This window comes from Ruegeria sp. B1 (genome assembly GCF_056535885.1).
This window is the reverse complement of record NZ_JBQFJA010000001.1, coordinates 4,056,717-4,072,053: the sequence shown is the minus strand read 5'-3', so window position 1 is coordinate 4,072,053 and position 15,337 is coordinate 4,056,717. Positions and strand designations below refer to the sequence as shown.

Below are 15,337 nucleotides of genomic sequence, written 5' to 3'. Positions count from 1 at the left end.
CCCAGACGCGCCCCGCGTCCGGACAGGGTGATCGTTCTGGCAGGTCTCCTGACTTGCGGGTCAGTGCTGAGCCGGGCCTTCCCATCCCCTGTTGGGGTCAGTGGCATATACCGACAAAGCTCTCCGCCTACAGTTGCGGGGGCAGTCGAGGATTTGGCGCAAGCGCCGCACCCCGTTCCCTATTATCCGGATGGACTTCCACCCGGACCAGAACGCGCAAAACTTCGCTGAGAGGTATGTGATTTGTCAATTGTTAAGTTGTCAAAAAACTCTGAAAAAGTCGCGTGTTATCTATGAGGACTTTGGGGCTGGCAAAGCGGTGAGCGCCTACGCCACAAAGCGGCAAATCCGATGCCCACCGCCAGGTGACCGCGCGATCCGCGTCGATTTATCGCAAACGCCATTCCGGGGTTCATTTGATCACATTCCGGATTGATGAAATGGAAGGCGAGATGTCTCGGATAGTCCCGAGGGGATTGGTTGTGCATTGAACATAAGTATCTTGTCCGCGCCCTATCGGAGCTTGTTTCCCGCCGCCTTTTTGTGCGCTCTGTTCACCATTTCCTGGTGGCCACTTGGTGTGTGGCTGGGGTTGCCTCCTCCATTCTTCGAGCCCGCGCATCTGTGGCATGTACACGAATTGTTCTTCGGTTTTTTGGCGGCTGCTGTGGGAGGGTACTTGCTGACGGCGTTACCGAGCTGGACCAAGCGGCCCCCTGTGGTCGGACTGCCTTTGGCGGCTTTGCTTGTCACATGGGTTTTCGCCCGGTTTGCCATTGCTTGTGCGGGATTTCTGCCGCTCTGGGTTTTGCTGGCGATCAACGCCAGTTACTTTCTTCTTTTGGGAGCGATTGTACTCGGGTACACGCTTGCTGCCGGAAACTACAACAAAGCGGGATTCGGGCTGGCAGTTCTTGCCTTGGGTGCTTCTGATGCGGCATTCACCACCGCAGCGCTGACGAGCGGCGCCTGGCAAAGCGCTGCGATCGCACAATTGGTTGTGATCGGCGCAGGGCTGCTGATGCAGGTGGTGGGGGCAAAGATCATTCCCGCCTTCACCGACAACTGGCTCCGGCGATATGGTCTGAATGCAACCCCATCTTTAAGACCTTCGAAACGCTTGAGTACGCTGGTCACGCTGGCTGCTTTGGTCGCACTGGTCGCACAACATGTTGAGGTGGCATATTTCCTTTTGATTGCTGCCGGTTTGCTCGTTTTTTGGGACATGCGCATGTGGCAAACCAGACGAGTTCTGTCCGAACCGCTGTTGCTGGCGATGCATGTCGGTTTCGCCTGGCTTCCCTTTGGGTTCATACTGATCGGGGCGACGTCGTTGGAGCTGTTTGGCTACCCAAAAACAGATGCGCTTCATGCCGTGACGATGGGGGCAATGGGGGGTCGGATCATGGCGGTCGCAGGCCGGGCCGCCGCCAGGAGAGTAAACGGGCATCTCAAAGCCAGCAGATGTTTTGTCTTTGGGTTTGTGACCCTTTGGATTACGACGGCATTTCGGTTGGCGGTGCCTCTTTTCCCCAACCAGACTTATGAATTCACGGGATTTTCAGCCGTATTGTGGTGCCTGGCCTGGCTGGTGCTTCTGGCCGGTTACCTGCCTGCGCTGATTGGTCCGGTGGTTCAGCCCGTGCTAAGCGGTAAGCTCTTGCCCATTGATGAGGCCTATACCGATGGAAAGGACCGTTCTTGAGGATTGCATGTGTGACCTCGCCCGAACGGGGCGAAACCGACCGCTTGCTGGCAGAAGCTGCATCGCTGCTGAAGGCACGCGGCGTGACATTGGCTGGTATCGTCAAACATCTGGAGTATGAAAGCGGTTATCAAAACGGATGCGATATGCTGGTTGCCGTCTTGCCAGACGGTCCGGTTATCAAGGTGACACAAGACCTTGGTGGCGGGTCGGACGCGTGCCGACTGAACCCCGAGGCCATCGCCGAAGCGGTATCAACGGTTGAAAACGGTAGCATAGAAACCGCGGACTTATTCATCCTGAACAAATTCGGACCGGAAGAGGCCGAAGGACGGGGGTTTGTCTCGGCAATCGGCAAGGCGCTTGAGCACGATGTTCCGGTGGTCGTCGGGGTTGGTGCGTCCGGCACGGCTTTTGCCGCCTTTGAAGGCGGATTGGCAGTACGGTTGCAACCAAATCTTGAAGCCATCGTCGATTGGTGTCTTGCGGCAACGGCCGACGCGCGGGCTCAAAATCTGATGTCTGAGTCGTAGAGACAATCCGCCAGAGTGCTGCGATTCAGTTCGGCATAAAATGCCACCTGGGCGTCAGCGAGTTTGCCCTTCAGCCGGCAACCGGGCAGCAATGTGCACAAACTTCCGGAAACCGCGAAACACTCGACCAAGGGTTGGTCGGATTCGAGCAGCGCGACGACATCGCCCAAGCGAATGTCATCGGCCTGCCGAGCCAGCGTTAGACCGCCCGCGCCGCCCCGGCGCGTTTGCAACAGACCGCTTGACGCCAGCCGGGAAACAATCTTGGCCAGATGGTTTCTTGAAACCTGCAGCTCAGTGGCGAGTTCCGCGGTTGTGAACGGACGATCCCGGTGGCTCGCCACATGCATGAGAATTCGTAGGCCGTAATCCGTAAAAGACGTGAGACGCATCGTCGCAACCTCGATTTGGTATTTCCAATGCGCATTCGCAAGGCGTAGGTCCCGAAGTTACTACCAAACCGATCATATCGAAAGAAGCCTCGGTTGGTGCAACTGGCAGAACCCACAAAGGTAAGTGTGCCATGACTCCTATGGAGACAAAAAGCCGAAACCACATCGTGTTACCAGGATCCCGTGCAGTGGCGCGCATCGCCTGCACCGTAGCGCAGCCCCTCTTGACCCGAGTGGTCCACAGGATCGCAAAAGAGCATCCGTCGATGTTTTCCCGACTGGGCGAACATCAAAAAACCGATTTTGTAATTGATCCCGCCGAATTCCCGTTTGCTCTGCATCTCAGGCCTAATCCGGACGCATTGGTTTTTCGGGCCGTTCCGCGCAATGCGCTGCCGGTAGCCGGGGCATCCATCAAGGGGAAGTTTCTGTTGCTGCTGCAGCTTCTGGACGCGGACGAAGACGGCGACGCCGCCTTTTTTTCACGCGATCTAACGATCACCGGAAACACCGAGGCGGTGGTGCGCCTGCGCAATGCGCTGGACGATGTAGATGGATCCATCGCGGAAGAAGCCGCCGACCTGTTCGGACCGCCCGGGCGCGCTATTCTCGCCCGGTTGCGGCGCAGCTATACCTGAGAGGACCAAGATGAGCCTAGGAGAATTGATCTGCCCGGCGGGTACGCCCGCTGCCCTGCGCACGGCCGTCGATGCCGGTGCCGACGCCGTCTATTGCGGATTTCAGAATGCCACCAACGCGCGGAATTTTCCGGGGCTGAATTTCACGCCCGGTGAACTGGCCGAGGCTACGGCTTACGCGCATAGCAGGGGGGCAAAGGTGCTGCTGGCCCTGAACACTTATCCGCCTGCCGGTAAGGTCAGTCTCTGGCGCGAGGCTGCCGATCTGGGCGCGCAAGCCGGTGTGGACGCCTTCATTGTCGCGGATATGGGCGTCGCGGATTACATCGCACGGACCTTTCCTGAAGTGCGGTTGCATCTGTCGGTGCAAGCGGCGGCCTCAAGCCCCGAGGCCATCCGTTATTATTGCGAGAGTTTCGGGGTCAAGCGCGTGGTGCTGCCCCGTATTCTGACCATTCCGGAAATCCGCCAGATCAGGAAAGAAATCCCCTGCGAGATCGAAACCTTCATCTTTGGCAACCATGGTTTGATGGTTGAGGGGCGATGCAGCCTGACCAATTATCTGACCGGACAATCCACTAATATGGATGGGGTTTGCTCACCCGCGTCGGATGTGGAGTATATCCGCAACGAGGACACCGGAGAGATGTCCAGCCAGCTTGGCGGCTTTACCATCGACTGTTTCAGCGCGGACGAAAAAGCGGGCTATCCGACCATCTGCAAGGGCCGATACAGGGCGCCTCATCGGTCTGGCAGTTACTATGCTTTCGAAGAGCCGATCAGCCTGAACCTGTCGCGCCTTCTTCCCGAATTGCTGGACGCTGGTGTGCATGCCTTCAAGATCGAGGGCCGGCAGCGGTCGAAATCCTATGTGCGCGGCGTCGTCTCGGCCTTTTGCCGGGCGGTCGATGATATTCTTGCGGGCCGCGAAGCGGATATCGCGGATCTGGTAGCTCTGACAGAAGGTCAGAAGCAAACCCAGGGCGCGTTCGAAACCAAGAAATGGCGGTGAGTGCGATGGCAAAACTGACGCTGGGTCCAATCTATTATCACTGGTCTGCCGAAACACGGCGCGACTTCTATGCTCGCATTGCCGATGAGGCTGAGGTGGATGAGGTCTACCTGGGCGAGGTCATCTGTTCCAAACGCGCACCGTTTCACGAGGCCGATTTACCCGAAACCATTGAACGGCTGGAACGCGCGGGAAAGACTGTGATCCTGTCCTCGCTGGCCGAGGTCATGCTCAAACGCGAGCGCAAAGCGACGGCCGACCTGGCCGCCATGACAACACCCGAAGTCGAACTCAATAACGCCGCCGGTCTTTACGAACGTGGCGCGCAGCCACACCGCATCGGTCCGTTTATGAACGCTTATAACGAGGCGACCATCGCGTGGATGGCGCGGCAGGGCGCGCGGCATATTTGCCTGCCGCCCGAAATGCCATCCCAGGCTATCGCTGCGGCCACGCGTGAGGCCCGAACCCTTGGGTTGGGGGTTGAAGTGCAGGTTTTCGGCCGTACGTCGCTGGCCGTTTCGGCGCGCTGCTATCACGCGCGCGCGCATGACCGGACAAAAGACAACTGCCAGTTCGTCTGTGAGAACGATGCCGATGGAATGCCGCTCCGCACCACGGATGACCGGTCGATCCTGCGTGTGAACGGGATTCAGACTCAATCCGAATGTTATGTCTCGTTGCTGCAAGAAATAGGGATGCTGGTGGCCGATGGCGTCAGCCACCTTCGTCTGCAGCCACAAAACGTGGATATGGTCGCCGTTTCCAGCATCTTTCGGGACACGTTGGAGGGGCGGCTGGAACCGGATCGTGCCGATACGGCATTGCGCGGTCTCTGCGGTGAAACTGAATTCAGCAATGGGTTCTACCACGGCCAAGCGGGGTACAGACGCATCGAAATGGCGACCCGGGCGCAGCAGGCCTAGCGGAACTGGCGAGTTTGGCGGCTAACCCAATGCGCACGAGGTAGCAGACAGCGATCTTGCAATCAAAAAACCGCTATGGCCAAGCAATGCAGGCCGCGTTTTGGTCACCAGGAAAGCAGCCATGCATCTTCGTATCCAAGCGCGCAGATGAGAGTTGTGCAAGGCCGGTTTGAAGCGCTGGAGCCTTTCGCCGTGCAATGTGTCGGAGCGGCTTGAACTCAATTAACAGTGGATAGATAGGATCGGCGATAAAGCGGATCTGATTAACCTCCAATCGCTAATCGAGATCCCGCAGAACGGTTTCGTGTCTGACACGGCACCAACGAGGCAGTTTGGCTGAGAGGGCTTCATTCTCCATGACGGTGCCTAGGGATCGGGCCTGTCCCGCCGATAAATTCCAAAGTCCCTTTCTTTAGTTGATTTGAATCATATCTCTGTTCGGTAAGGAAAAGTTTACTATTCTTGTCAGAAATGGAGGCATGGATGCTGGATGTCCGCAACCTCACCGTCTCAGTTGAGGGTAGAACAATCCTCGACAGCGTTGACTTAACGCTGCCGGATGGCGAATTGCATGTGCTTTTGGGACCAAACGGATCCGGTAAATCAAGTCTGTTGGCGGCGATCATGGGGCTCCCACCATTTCAGATTACATCGGGTGAGATTTGGTTCGACGGCAATGCGATTCAGGATATGGACCTGCATGAACGCGCGCGTTTGGGCATTGGCCTCGCTTATCAGCGCCCCCCAAGCCTTGATGGCGTAACAGTGCGTAGTTTCGCTAATGCGCTTGGTGCGGAAGACCGGCTTGACGGCGAAGCGGATGCCCTTGATCTAACAGACTTCCTGGGCCGGGACATGAATGTTGGTTTCTCGGGGGGTGAAATCAAACGCTGGGAGGTGCTGAAACTTGTCCTGCAGGACCCCCGGCTTCTGCTGTTTGACGAGCCCGAAAGCGGTGTCGATCTGGAACATGTGACTGCGGTTGGCGATGCTATCGCACGCGTGGTTCGCGCACCTGACCAGCATGGCCGTATTTGCTCGGGTTTTGTGATCACCCATACCGGACTGATCCTGAACCATGTGAAAGCGGATCGCGCGCATATCATGCGTGACGGCCGCATCCTGCATTCTGGCGATCCGCAGGCGCTTTTCAAACATGTGCAAACCGATGGCTATACCGTTCCCGCAGACTAGTCCCGAACATAGTATTAAGGAAACCGTGACATGACCGGATCTAAGGATCACACAACAGGTCTCAATCTGAGTAACGAAGAACGCGACATTCTCATGGATGTCGGGTTCGGAGATTTAGGTGATCGCGCGGCAACCAGCATTCTGGCCGATACTGAAATGCGATTTGTGCAGTCGAATGATCCGGGCGTGGAAATACTGCCGCTTAGCGAGGCATTGCGCACTTACGATTTCGTTCAGGACCTCATGTTTGGGCTGGTCTCGCCTGACCGCAATGACCACATTGCAATGGTGGCCGAGCACATGCACGATCCGCTGGGTCACTTCATTTGGGTCAAACCCGGTGCAAAGGTCACACTGCCTGTTCAAAGCTTTACGTTGCTGAATACCCCGCAGGGGCGGCAGTTTACTCACGATGTCACTCTGATTGATGAAGGGGCCGAGCTTGACATGATCTCGGGCTCCGCCGTGCCCACTAACGTTCATAAAGGTCGCCATATCTCGGTCGGCGAACTCTATATGCGCAAGGGGTCGTCCTGCCGATCCGTCTCGATCGAGCATTGGGGCACGGGCATGCAGGTTTATTCCTACGGCTATACTCAGATGGATGCAGGGGTGCGCAGCCAGTCCACGGCGATAATGATGGCGCCCGTCGCTCGTCAGTTCAGTCAGTCCTCGACATATCTTGAGGATGACACAAATGCCGTCAGTCAGGCGATCATTTTTGCCGCCGAAGGGACTGAGCGGGTAATAGAAACCGAGACCTTTCTCAGAGGGTCCGGTGCAAAGTCCGAAGACGTTGCGCGGATGGTTTCCGCTGGCGGAACCATCATCAACAACGCAAGGCTTGTGGGCGAAGCGACGGAAACAAACGGCTTCCTGGGCTGTGACGGGCTTAAGCTTTCAAATCGCGGCGAGATTACTGCAGTACCTGCGCTTCAGGCCCTGGCGGAGGGCGCGATGTTGAGCCATGAGGCAAGCGTGGGCATGATTGACAGCGACAAGCTGAACTATCTTATGGCAACCGGACTGGACGAGGACACCGCGCGTAATCTGATCGTTCAGGGGTTCCTGTCGCTCGAAAGCGACGCCATTCCATCCCGACTTCGGGCCCGCATAGTGGATTTGGTTGCAAGCGCAAAATCCGGTGGCATGTGACATGGGCAGGCGCTAAAGGCACAATAGTTTTAACATCAGGAGAGTGTCTAGGACCACTCTCAACTGAATGGATGAAACGTCGCTTTGGGTGTCAGACTTTCAGGTAGTCGCTGATGCCGCTCCGGGGCATTTGGGGGTCTGACTCAGGTACCGATCCGCCATTCAGGCAGAGCTGGGTTTCCTGAGCCTAAAGCAATAGATCCTGCTTGGGCATAGGGTCTTATTGGCGCTCTTTCAGAGTTAAAGACCCAAAGTATTTGAGAGATCGGTCTGGCGCGCGCCCAGATTGTACCTGATTCAGTTCTGCAACAATCTTGTGAATGCTGCATTTCCGTCTCTTTTCCGCCGGAATCCGCGCTGATAAGCATGAATGAGTAAACGGTGGGGTGTTGAAAGGTACGGGCGGGTAGATGACAACCGGATACAACGGTCGCGCAGCCATATCATGGACGCAAACAGAGATTGACGGGCTTGAGAATGCTCCCTTGGCCTCACTTGCCGTTGGTGCGGCGTGGTCTTGGCGTGGGCAGGCCGTGATGCTTGACACAAGCGTGGTGTGCAGCATTGGGCAGACTGGCTATGCCGATGGGTTTACCGCGCGTGCGACGGATCGTTTTGCCGCAACAAACGAGGTTTCTGGTCGTCAAAGCGGGTCTGTTGTGATGACCAACGGGGCGCAGAGCTTTACCGCAGCCCTTATCGTTGAAGACAACGAAATTATCCCGACATTGGTGTTTGAGGACAGCTTTCCTCCCCGAGACCAGGATTTTTGGATCAGCGAAGTCAGCGAGCTTGAGATGCGCCGCGATGTCGAAACCGAAACGGGTGCCACCGTCATCGCCTTTCCAAGCATGGCAAAGACACAGGACGCGTGGGTCGATGACGGCCGCCTCGTCGCAACCAATTCACCGCGGCCGCTTCACCAAGGCTGATTGATCAGCGTTTGGTCCGGGTCCGGAAAATCCGGGTAGCTGCAAATTTTCTGACAACTTTGCACCATCTGTTGACTCTGCCATTTCTCCGGATATAAGCGCGGCTTCATTGGTGTTGGTGGCCCCTGCAAGGGGATGCCTGTCATGGGGGAAACCTCAAGAGGACAACGCCCTTCATAGTGGCCCGCAGGGCCTCGAGTTAACGAAGGAGATCAGCCGTGACCAAACGCACGTCTGCCAAGCATAAAATCGACCGCCGGATGGGCGAAAACATCTGGGGTCGTCCAAAATCCCCGGTCAACCGCCGCGAATACGGCCCCGGCCAGCACGGCCAGCGCCGCAAAGGCAAACTGTCGGACTTTGGTCTGCAGCTGCGTGCCAAGCAAAAGCTGAAAGGCTATTATGGCGACCTGACCGAAAAGCAGTTCCGCCGCATCTACGCTGAAGCGGAGCGCGTCAAAGGCGACACCGGTGAAAACCTGATCGGACTGCTGGAGCGCCGTCTGGACGCCGTCGTCTATCGTGCCAAATTCGTCGCGACCGTTTTTGCAGCACGTCAGTTCGTGAACCACGGCCACGTCAAAGTGAACGGTAAGCGGGTCAATATCCCCAGCTACCGCGTTCAGGAAGGCGACGTGATCGAAGTGCGCGACAAGTCCAAGCAACTGGCCGTTGTTCTGGAAGCCGCCGCGCTGGCAGAGCGTGATGTGCCGGATTACATCGATGCGGATCACTCGAAAATGACTGCAACCTTCGTGCGCGCTCCGTCGCTGGGCGATGTGCCGTACCCGGTCATGATGGAGCCGAACCTGGTTGTTGAATTCTACGCGAAGAACTGATCTTCGCCGACACCGGATAGATTGGGCCGCGCGGTTTGCGCGGCCTTTTTTTATTGCACGTTACAGAGGGAGCGGTCGCCCTTCGGCGATCGCCTCCATCGCAAAATACGAGGTGACGCTGTCCAACTCGACCTTTTCGATCAGACGCTGATAAACTTTGTCGTAGGTTGCCATGTCCTGCGTCACGACCTTTAGCTGATAGTCGTAATCCCCCCCAATGCGGTGAAAGTCCACCACTTCGGGAATGGTCAGGACATGACTGCGAAATGCCTTCAGCCAGTCGGTCGAATGATGTCGGGTTCGCAGCATCACAAACACCACGAGGCTTAGACCCAGCTTTTCGCGGGCAATGCGCGCCGATGAACCCTCTAGTATTCCGCTATCGTTCAAGGCTTTGAGCCGACGCCAGCATGCGTTTTGCGACACGCCAACCCGGTCGGCCAGTTCGCGTTGCGACAGGGTGGCGTCTTTTTGCAGTTCCTTCAGGATGCGTGTGTCAATCTGATCTATTTTCCGTTCCATTACTCATCATATGACACAAAATTTTAGAAATCTACGCAAAGAAAGGTGAGGTTTGTGCGCTATACATCAATCACATTGGTGGCACAGTAAGGAGCCGATGTTATGACCCTGTCCAAGTTTCGTGCGGAAATCCAGTCCTCTACTCACAATTCCTCGCTGCGCGACGGGCTGATCGGAGAGAATGTTCTGATCCCGGGTCTGCATGGGGATGTCCCGCTTGTCTACGCGGACTACGTCGCTTCGGGCCGCGCCATGCGGCAGGTCGAAGACTTTGTGGCACAACATGTTTTGCCGTTTTATGCCAACAGCCACACCGAAGCCTCCTACTGCGGGTCCTACATGACCCGGCTTCGGCGCGAGGCGCGCGCGGAAATTGCCCGCATTGTCGGCGCGAGGGGAGAAGACGCGGTGATTTTTACCGGGTCCGGTGCCACTGCGGGTCTCAATCGGTTGGTCAGTCTACTGGGGGTGGAGGAGGCTGACCGACCGATTGTCTTGATCGGGCCCTATGAACATCACTCAAACATACTGCCCTGGCGCGAAAGCAAGGCGCAGGTGATCGAGATTCCCGAGGCGGCAGAGGGTGGTGTTGACCTGCGGGCTTTAGAGAGTGCGCTGCGGACGCACGCGGATGCCGATCTGGTGATCGGGTCATTTTCGGCCGCATCCAATGTTACTGGGATCATCACCGATCCTGATCCTGTCACACGGGTTCTCAAGACACATGGTGCGCTTGCTGTCTGGGATTATGCCGGAGGTGGTCCTTACCTGCCCATGGAAATGGGCGAGGACGGCGCGCGCAAGGATGCCATCGTCGTATCCCCGCACAAGTTCCCGGGTGGTCCCGGTGCCTCCGGCGTATTGATCGTCAACAAACAGGCCGTTCAGCGTACCAGCCCCAGTTGGCCCGGCGGCGGTACTGTCAGCTTTGTCTCGCCCTGGCGGCATGATTACAGCGAAGATCTGTCGGCGCGCGAAGAGGCCGGCACACCGAATGTCATCGGCGACATTCGTGCCGCCTTAGCCTTCATAATCAAGGACGTCGTTGGTACGGGCGAGATTGCCCGGCGCGAGGCCTTGTACAACCGTATGGCCTTGGACGGATGGCAAGACAATCCACATCTGACGTTGCTGGGCGCTGACAACCCGCACCGTCTGCCGATCTACTCTTTTCTGGTGTGTGATACGGCTGGACAACCGGTCCATCAGCAGCTTTTCACACGTATGCTCAGCGATATCTATGGAATTCAGGCGCGTGGCGGATGCGCCTGCGCAGGTCCCTATGCGCACCGTCTGCTGGGTATCGACCAGAAGACATCCGAAGACCTGCATGCGGCATTGTCTGCCGGAGAAGAGATGAAGAAACCTGGTTGGGTCCGTCTGAACTTCTCCTATCTGATGAGCGCGGAGACGGTTCAGTTCATAATCGACAGCGTCAATGACCTGTCCCGCCGGACCGAGGAGTTCGCGCCTTACTATAATGCGGATCCGGCGACGGCTCGTTTCAAAGCAGCCTGAGGGAATTGCCGCTTTTCTCAACGCGTTGACACAGGTATGAGAGGCCCATTGAACGGAGCCTCTCATGACCAAGATCACCCCTCAACCCGGCATTATGGACATCGCGCTGTATCAGAGCGGGCAGTCACATGTGGCCGGGGTCGAACATGTGATCAAGCTGAGCTCAAACGAAAACCCTTTTGGTCCTAGTCCGAAAGCTATCGAAGCTGTTCGCGACAGCGCTGCGACCTTGCACCGGTACCCCAGTACCGATCACAGCACCCTGCGTGCCGCGATTGGTCAGAGGCACGGGCTGGACCCCGAACGGATCATCTGCGGTGTCGGCAGCGATGAGGTGCTGCAATTTGTGGCGCACGCCTATGCCGGTCCGGGCGATGAGGTCATCCATACCGAGCATGGGTTCTCGATGTACCCGATCATCGCACGTATGGTCGGTGCAACTCCGGTGATGGTTGCTGAGCGGGACCGTCATGTCGATGTGGATGAAATTCTGGCGGCAGTGACCGACCGAACCCGGATCGTTTTTGTGACCAACCCCGGTAATCCGACCTCCACCATGATTTCAGACGGCGAGTTGCAGCGCCTAGCTGAGGCATTGCCGAAGTCCTGCCTAATGGTGATCGACGGGGCCTATGCCGAATTCGTCGATGGGTTCGACGGCGGCGCGTCGTTGGTAGATCGCTATGAGAATGTCATCATGACGCGGACCTTTTCCAAGGTTTACGGGCTGGGTGGTATGCGGGTTGGCTGGGGCTATGCTTGGCAACCGATCATCGATGTGCTCAACCGGGTGCGTCAGCCGTTCAACCTGTCGCTCACGGCGCTGGCTGCGGCACAGGCTGCAGTGAGCGATGTCGAATTCCTGTCATTCTGTCAGTCCGAAAACGCCCGCCTGCGGGTCTGGCTGGCCGCAGAGCTTGATAAGATCGGTGTTCCATCAGATCCGTCCTGCACCAATTTCATCCTTGCCCGCTTTGCAGATCAGGCCGAGGCGGAGGCCTGCGATGACTATCTGAAATCGCAGGGTTTGATCGTGCGCCGGGTTGCGGGTTACAACCTGCCGAACGCTTTGCGGATTACCGTGGGCGATGAAGAGGCCTGCCGCCGTGTTGTTGCGGCCGTTACCGCGTTCAAAGGGGGCGCCGCATGAGCCAGATTTACGACCGCGTGGCGCTGATCGGGCTCGGCCTAATTGCCTCATCAATATTCTGGGCGGTTAAACGCGCGAATCTTGCGGGCGAGGTCACCGGCTATGCTCGGTCCGAGGCTACACGCGAGACGGCCCGTCGCATCGGGTTATGCGACCGGGTTTGCGATACTGCGCAAGAGGCTGTTGAGGGCGCCGATCTGGTTGTGTTGTGTGTGCCTGTTGGCGCCATGGAGGCCGTGATCAAGGACATCGCGCCGGGTCTGAAACCCGGCGCAACCGTTACGGATGTCGGGTCGGTCAAGCGTCACGTGATCCGGACTGTGGCTCCGCATATCCCTGACAACGTGCATTTTGTCCCTGGTCACCCGTTGGCCGGAACCGAGCATTCCGGACCAGAATCCGGGTTTGCCGAATTGTTCGACAACCGCTGGTGCCTGCTGGTGCCTGTCGACGGGTCAGATCCGGATGCCACGGCGCGGCTGCGCGCCTTGTGGGAAGGCATGGGATCCAATGTCGATGAAATGGACGCCGATCACCACGATCTTGTTCTGGCTGTAACCTCTCATGCACCGCACCTGATTGCATACACAATGGTTGGCGTCGCCGACGATCTGCGCCGCGTGACAGACAGCGAGGTCGTGAAGTACTCGGCTGCCGGTTTTCGCGACTTCACCCGCATTGCGGCTTCTGATCCGACCATGTGGCGGGACGTGTTCTTGACCAACAAGGACGCGACGCTGGAAATCCTTGGGCGTTTCACCGAAGAACTCTTTGCATTGCAACGCGCGATCCGAACCGGCGACGGAGAGCATCTGTTCGACTATTTTACCCGCACCCGTGCCATCCGTCGGGGGATCATTGACGCCGGGCAAGATACCGATGCGCCTGACTTTGGGCGAGGAAAGGCAAGCTCATGAACTGGTTCTGGGGTAGATTGCTGACCGGATTTGCAGCTGTATTCGCAGCGACGACGCAGGTCTCGGCTTTGGAACGTTCCCTTGTGCCACAGGCGCGGCCGATTGCGTATTCGGGAAATGCTCTGCCGTTGCAGGATGTGGTGTTGAGCGAAGCCGCTCTGGTGATCACCGTTCCGAAATTGCGCCCTGAACTCCGGCCGGCCTCTCCGCAGGTTCTGGCGGTTGCGGCTCGTCCCGCGGATCTGCCGTTGCTTGGGCCGGAAACCTCGCTGATGCCGTATTTGCGGCCCGAGGCTCTGGAGCAGGACGCCCTGTTCAAAAAGCGTAAACTGCGCAAGGGGTCGGTGTGCGGCGATATCGCGATCCAGGGCAAACCGGTTGGCACGGTTCCCGGAAAGATCAAGGCCTGTGGTGTCAAGGATGCAGTTCAGATCACATCGGTGTCCGGTGTCACGCTCAGTCGCCCATCGACAATGGACTGTGGCACTGCAATTGCACTGAACGAGTGGGTCGACAGATCCGTCAAGCCAACATTCAAGCGGCGCGGACCGGTGGTACAGTTGCAGGTAGCCGCCCATTACGTCTGCCGCACACGAAACAACCGTAAAGGCGCCCGAATCTCAGAGCACGGCAAAGGGCGCGCGATCGACATATCCGGTTTCGTCATGGCAGACGGCGAAGTTGTCACTGTCTACGATGGGTGGCGCAAAAACCCGTCGCAGACGCAGCTCAAGAAAGTCTGGCGCGGTGCCTGCGGTCCGTTCGGAACGGTTCTGGGCCCCAATTCAGACCAGCATCACCGCGATCATTTTCACCTGGATACGGCACGGTATCGCAGCGGCCCGTATTGTCGCTAGCGCAGGATCAATCGAGGCGCCGGACCTAGGGGCAGCGGGCCTAGCGCGACAAATCCGTCGCGGAAATTCAGTTGTAAATCCAATGCGTTGGGGTTTCCGCCAAGACTGGCCATAAAGTTCAGGGCGCGGGTGACCGGGTCAACTGCCTGATCGGGCAGGGCACCGGCAGCATTTGCCATCGCAATCATGTCCCGCCAGTTTTCGGCTTTCATTGCAATCTCGCCGGTGGGGATACCTTGGCTATCGACATCCAGCTCGCCGGTCGCGAACAGGCGCAACTCGCCCCATTTGATTTCAGCCAACCGCAGCCCAACCTGGACCGGTTGTGGGCGTCGTTCCTCCAATGCGCTGCGATCCCAAGGTTTGTCAAAGGTGACAACCGCGTCCAGTTCCAGCGTTTCAAACGTCTGCGGCAGCGATGCGGCTGATTTCATCAGATCACGCAGGTCGTCTCCGGGCGCAAACCCGTCTGCGCGCATCGTAATGGCGTAAGCTTCGGGCGTAGCGGTCTGTTCCATGACAAGACCCAGGGTTTTGCCCGCGGCCAGCGCGTCCGCGTCCTCGGTAATCGACCATGGCCCTGCGGTCAGAGCCATTTTTCCAGAACCAACGCAACGCCGGGTTGCAGTTGCAGTTCGGCCTGCAAGGCGCTGGCCTCGATCGTGGCGGTTTGATCGAAATAGGACAATCGTTGCGGTGTGTCGGCAAAGCGTAGAACTTGCCGTCCGGGCCAGATGGCCGGGCTTTCAAATTCGATCCAATCCGCGCTCCAGGCTGTTCCGTTGATCGGATCGGCGAGGGCCGGGTTGTCCAGGCGGGTCACGTGGTGGGTTGGGTAACCGGCGGTTTCAACGGCGGAAAAGTCGGCCTGCCAGCCAAGCGCCTGCTGCTGGGTGAACCAGCCCGTTAAGGCGCTGCGCAAGCCGTAGCTGGCAATGAACCAATAGCCGCTCCATGCCACCGCAACCAAAATGAACACTCGTATCAGACGGCGCATGAGAAATGGCCCTTTTTCCTGCCTTGGAATTGATGTTTATAGGCCGAAAC

General features: G+C 57.6%; 15 protein-coding genes, 1 pseudogene and 1 riboswitch. Of the genes and pseudogenes, 13 read left to right on the top strand and 3 right to left on the bottom strand.

The window, feature by feature from the left end:
* Window positions 1-21 precede the first annotated feature (21 nt).
* Window positions 22-227: riboswitch (cobalamin riboswitch) on the bottom strand.
* A 260-nt stretch (window positions 228-487) separates the two neighbouring features.
* Both ACR3ES_RS20205 and ACR3ES_RS20200 read left to right on the top strand, forming a co-directional pair.
* Window positions 488-1,705: an NnrS family protein gene (locus ACR3ES_RS20205; RefSeq protein WP_170429290.1), complete on the top strand. Its 1,218-nt coding sequence runs from the start codon at window positions 488-490 to the stop codon at window positions 1,703-1,705.
* A gap of 11 nt (window positions 1,706-1,716) precedes the next feature.
* Window positions 1,717-2,238: a DUF2478 domain-containing protein gene (locus ACR3ES_RS20200; RefSeq protein WP_170429293.1), complete on the top strand. Its 522-nt coding sequence runs from the start codon at window positions 1,717-1,719 to the stop codon at window positions 2,236-2,238.
* Here the strand turns inward: ACR3ES_RS20200 and ACR3ES_RS20195 are convergent.
* Window positions 2,214-2,630 carry an Rrf2 family transcriptional regulator gene (locus tag ACR3ES_RS20195; RefSeq protein WP_170429296.1) on the bottom strand — a complete coding sequence of 139 codons (417 nt, stop codon included), beginning with the start codon at window positions 2,628-2,630 and terminating at the stop codon, window positions 2,214-2,216. The genes ACR3ES_RS20200 and ACR3ES_RS20195 overlap by 25 nt on opposite strands.
* A 188-nt stretch (window positions 2,631-2,818) precedes the next feature.
* Between ACR3ES_RS20195 and ubiT the strand changes: the two genes are divergently transcribed.
* From ubiT to rpsD, 7 genes are all read left to right on the top strand, one after another.
* A complete protein-coding gene (gene ubiT, locus ACR3ES_RS20190) occupies window positions 2,819-3,268 on the top strand; it encodes a ubiquinone anaerobic biosynthesis accessory factor UbiT (RefSeq protein WP_170429299.1) in 450 nt (149 codons plus the stop codon).
* A gap of 10 nt (window positions 3,269-3,278) precedes the next feature.
* Window positions 3,279-4,280, top strand: a complete 1,002-nt coding sequence (gene ubiU / locus ACR3ES_RS20185) for a ubiquinone anaerobic biosynthesis protein UbiU (protein WP_170429302.1) — start codon at window positions 3,279-3,281, stop codon at window positions 4,278-4,280.
* A gap of 5 nt (window positions 4,281-4,285) precedes the next feature.
* Window positions 4,286-5,206 (top strand): ubiquinone anaerobic biosynthesis protein UbiV, encoded by a 921-nt coding sequence (gene ubiV / locus ACR3ES_RS20180; RefSeq protein WP_480424316.1) that lies wholly within the window; start codon window positions 4,286-4,288, stop codon window positions 5,204-5,206.
* Between the two features lie 483 nt (window positions 5,207-5,689).
* Entirely contained in the window at window positions 5,690-6,400 is a 711-nt protein-coding gene (locus tag ACR3ES_RS20175) for an ATP-binding cassette domain-containing protein (protein ID WP_480424314.1), read from the top strand.
* Window positions 6,401-6,430: 30 nt separating this feature from the next.
* A complete protein-coding gene (locus ACR3ES_RS20170; protein WP_170429308.1) occupies window positions 6,431-7,555 on the top strand; it encodes a SufD family Fe-S cluster assembly protein in 1,125 nt (374 codons plus the stop codon).
* A gap of 410 nt (window positions 7,556-7,965) precedes the next feature.
* The gene (locus ACR3ES_RS20165) at window positions 7,966-8,487 is read left to right on the top strand and encodes a hypothetical protein (protein WP_170429311.1); all 522 of its coding nucleotides are present in this window, start codon (window positions 7,966-7,968) and stop codon (window positions 8,485-8,487) included.
* 218 nt (window positions 8,488-8,705) lie between these two features.
* Window positions 8,706-9,326 (top strand): 30S ribosomal protein S4, encoded by a 621-nt coding sequence (gene rpsD, locus ACR3ES_RS20160; protein ID WP_170429314.1) that lies wholly within the window; start codon window positions 8,706-8,708, stop codon window positions 9,324-9,326.
* A gap of 60 nt (window positions 9,327-9,386) precedes the next feature.
* On the opposite strand, the gene ACR3ES_RS20155 is transcribed toward rpsD, so the two are convergent.
* Window positions 9,387-9,848, bottom strand: a complete 462-nt coding sequence (locus ACR3ES_RS20155; RefSeq protein WP_170429317.1) for an Lrp/AsnC family transcriptional regulator — start codon at window positions 9,846-9,848, stop codon at window positions 9,387-9,389.
* A gap of 102 nt (window positions 9,849-9,950) precedes the next feature.
* On the opposite strand from ACR3ES_RS20155, the gene ACR3ES_RS20150 reads away from it, so the two are divergent.
* The 4 genes from ACR3ES_RS20150 (at window position 9,951) to ACR3ES_RS20135 (ending at window position 14,290) form a co-directional block, all read left to right on the top strand.
* Window positions 9,951-11,366, top strand: coding sequence for an aminotransferase class V-fold PLP-dependent enzyme (locus ACR3ES_RS20150; RefSeq protein WP_170429320.1), 1,416 nt, complete (start codon window positions 9,951-9,953; stop codon window positions 11,364-11,366).
* 64 nt (window positions 11,367-11,430) lie between these two features.
* Window positions 11,431-12,516, top strand: a complete 1,086-nt coding sequence (gene hisC, locus ACR3ES_RS20145) for a histidinol-phosphate transaminase (protein ID WP_170429323.1) — start codon at window positions 11,431-11,433, stop codon at window positions 12,514-12,516.
* Window positions 12,513-13,433, top strand: a complete 921-nt coding sequence (locus ACR3ES_RS20140; protein ID WP_170429326.1) for a prephenate/arogenate dehydrogenase family protein — start codon at window positions 12,513-12,515, stop codon at window positions 13,431-13,433. The genes hisC and ACR3ES_RS20140 overlap by 4 nt, the downstream gene beginning before the upstream one ends.
* Window positions 13,430-14,290 carry an extensin family protein gene (locus ACR3ES_RS20135; RefSeq protein WP_170429328.1) on the top strand — a complete coding sequence of 287 codons (861 nt, stop codon included), beginning with the start codon at window positions 13,430-13,432 and terminating at the stop codon, window positions 14,288-14,290. The genes ACR3ES_RS20140 and ACR3ES_RS20135 overlap by 4 nt, the downstream gene beginning before the upstream one ends.
* On the opposite strand, the pseudogene ACR3ES_RS20130 reads toward ACR3ES_RS20135, so the two are convergent.
* A pseudogene (locus ACR3ES_RS20130) lies at window positions 14,287-15,287 on the bottom strand (DUF2125 domain-containing protein). The gene ACR3ES_RS20135 and the pseudogene ACR3ES_RS20130 overlap by 4 nt on opposite strands.
* Between the last annotated feature and the right edge of the window lie 50 nt (window positions 15,288-15,337).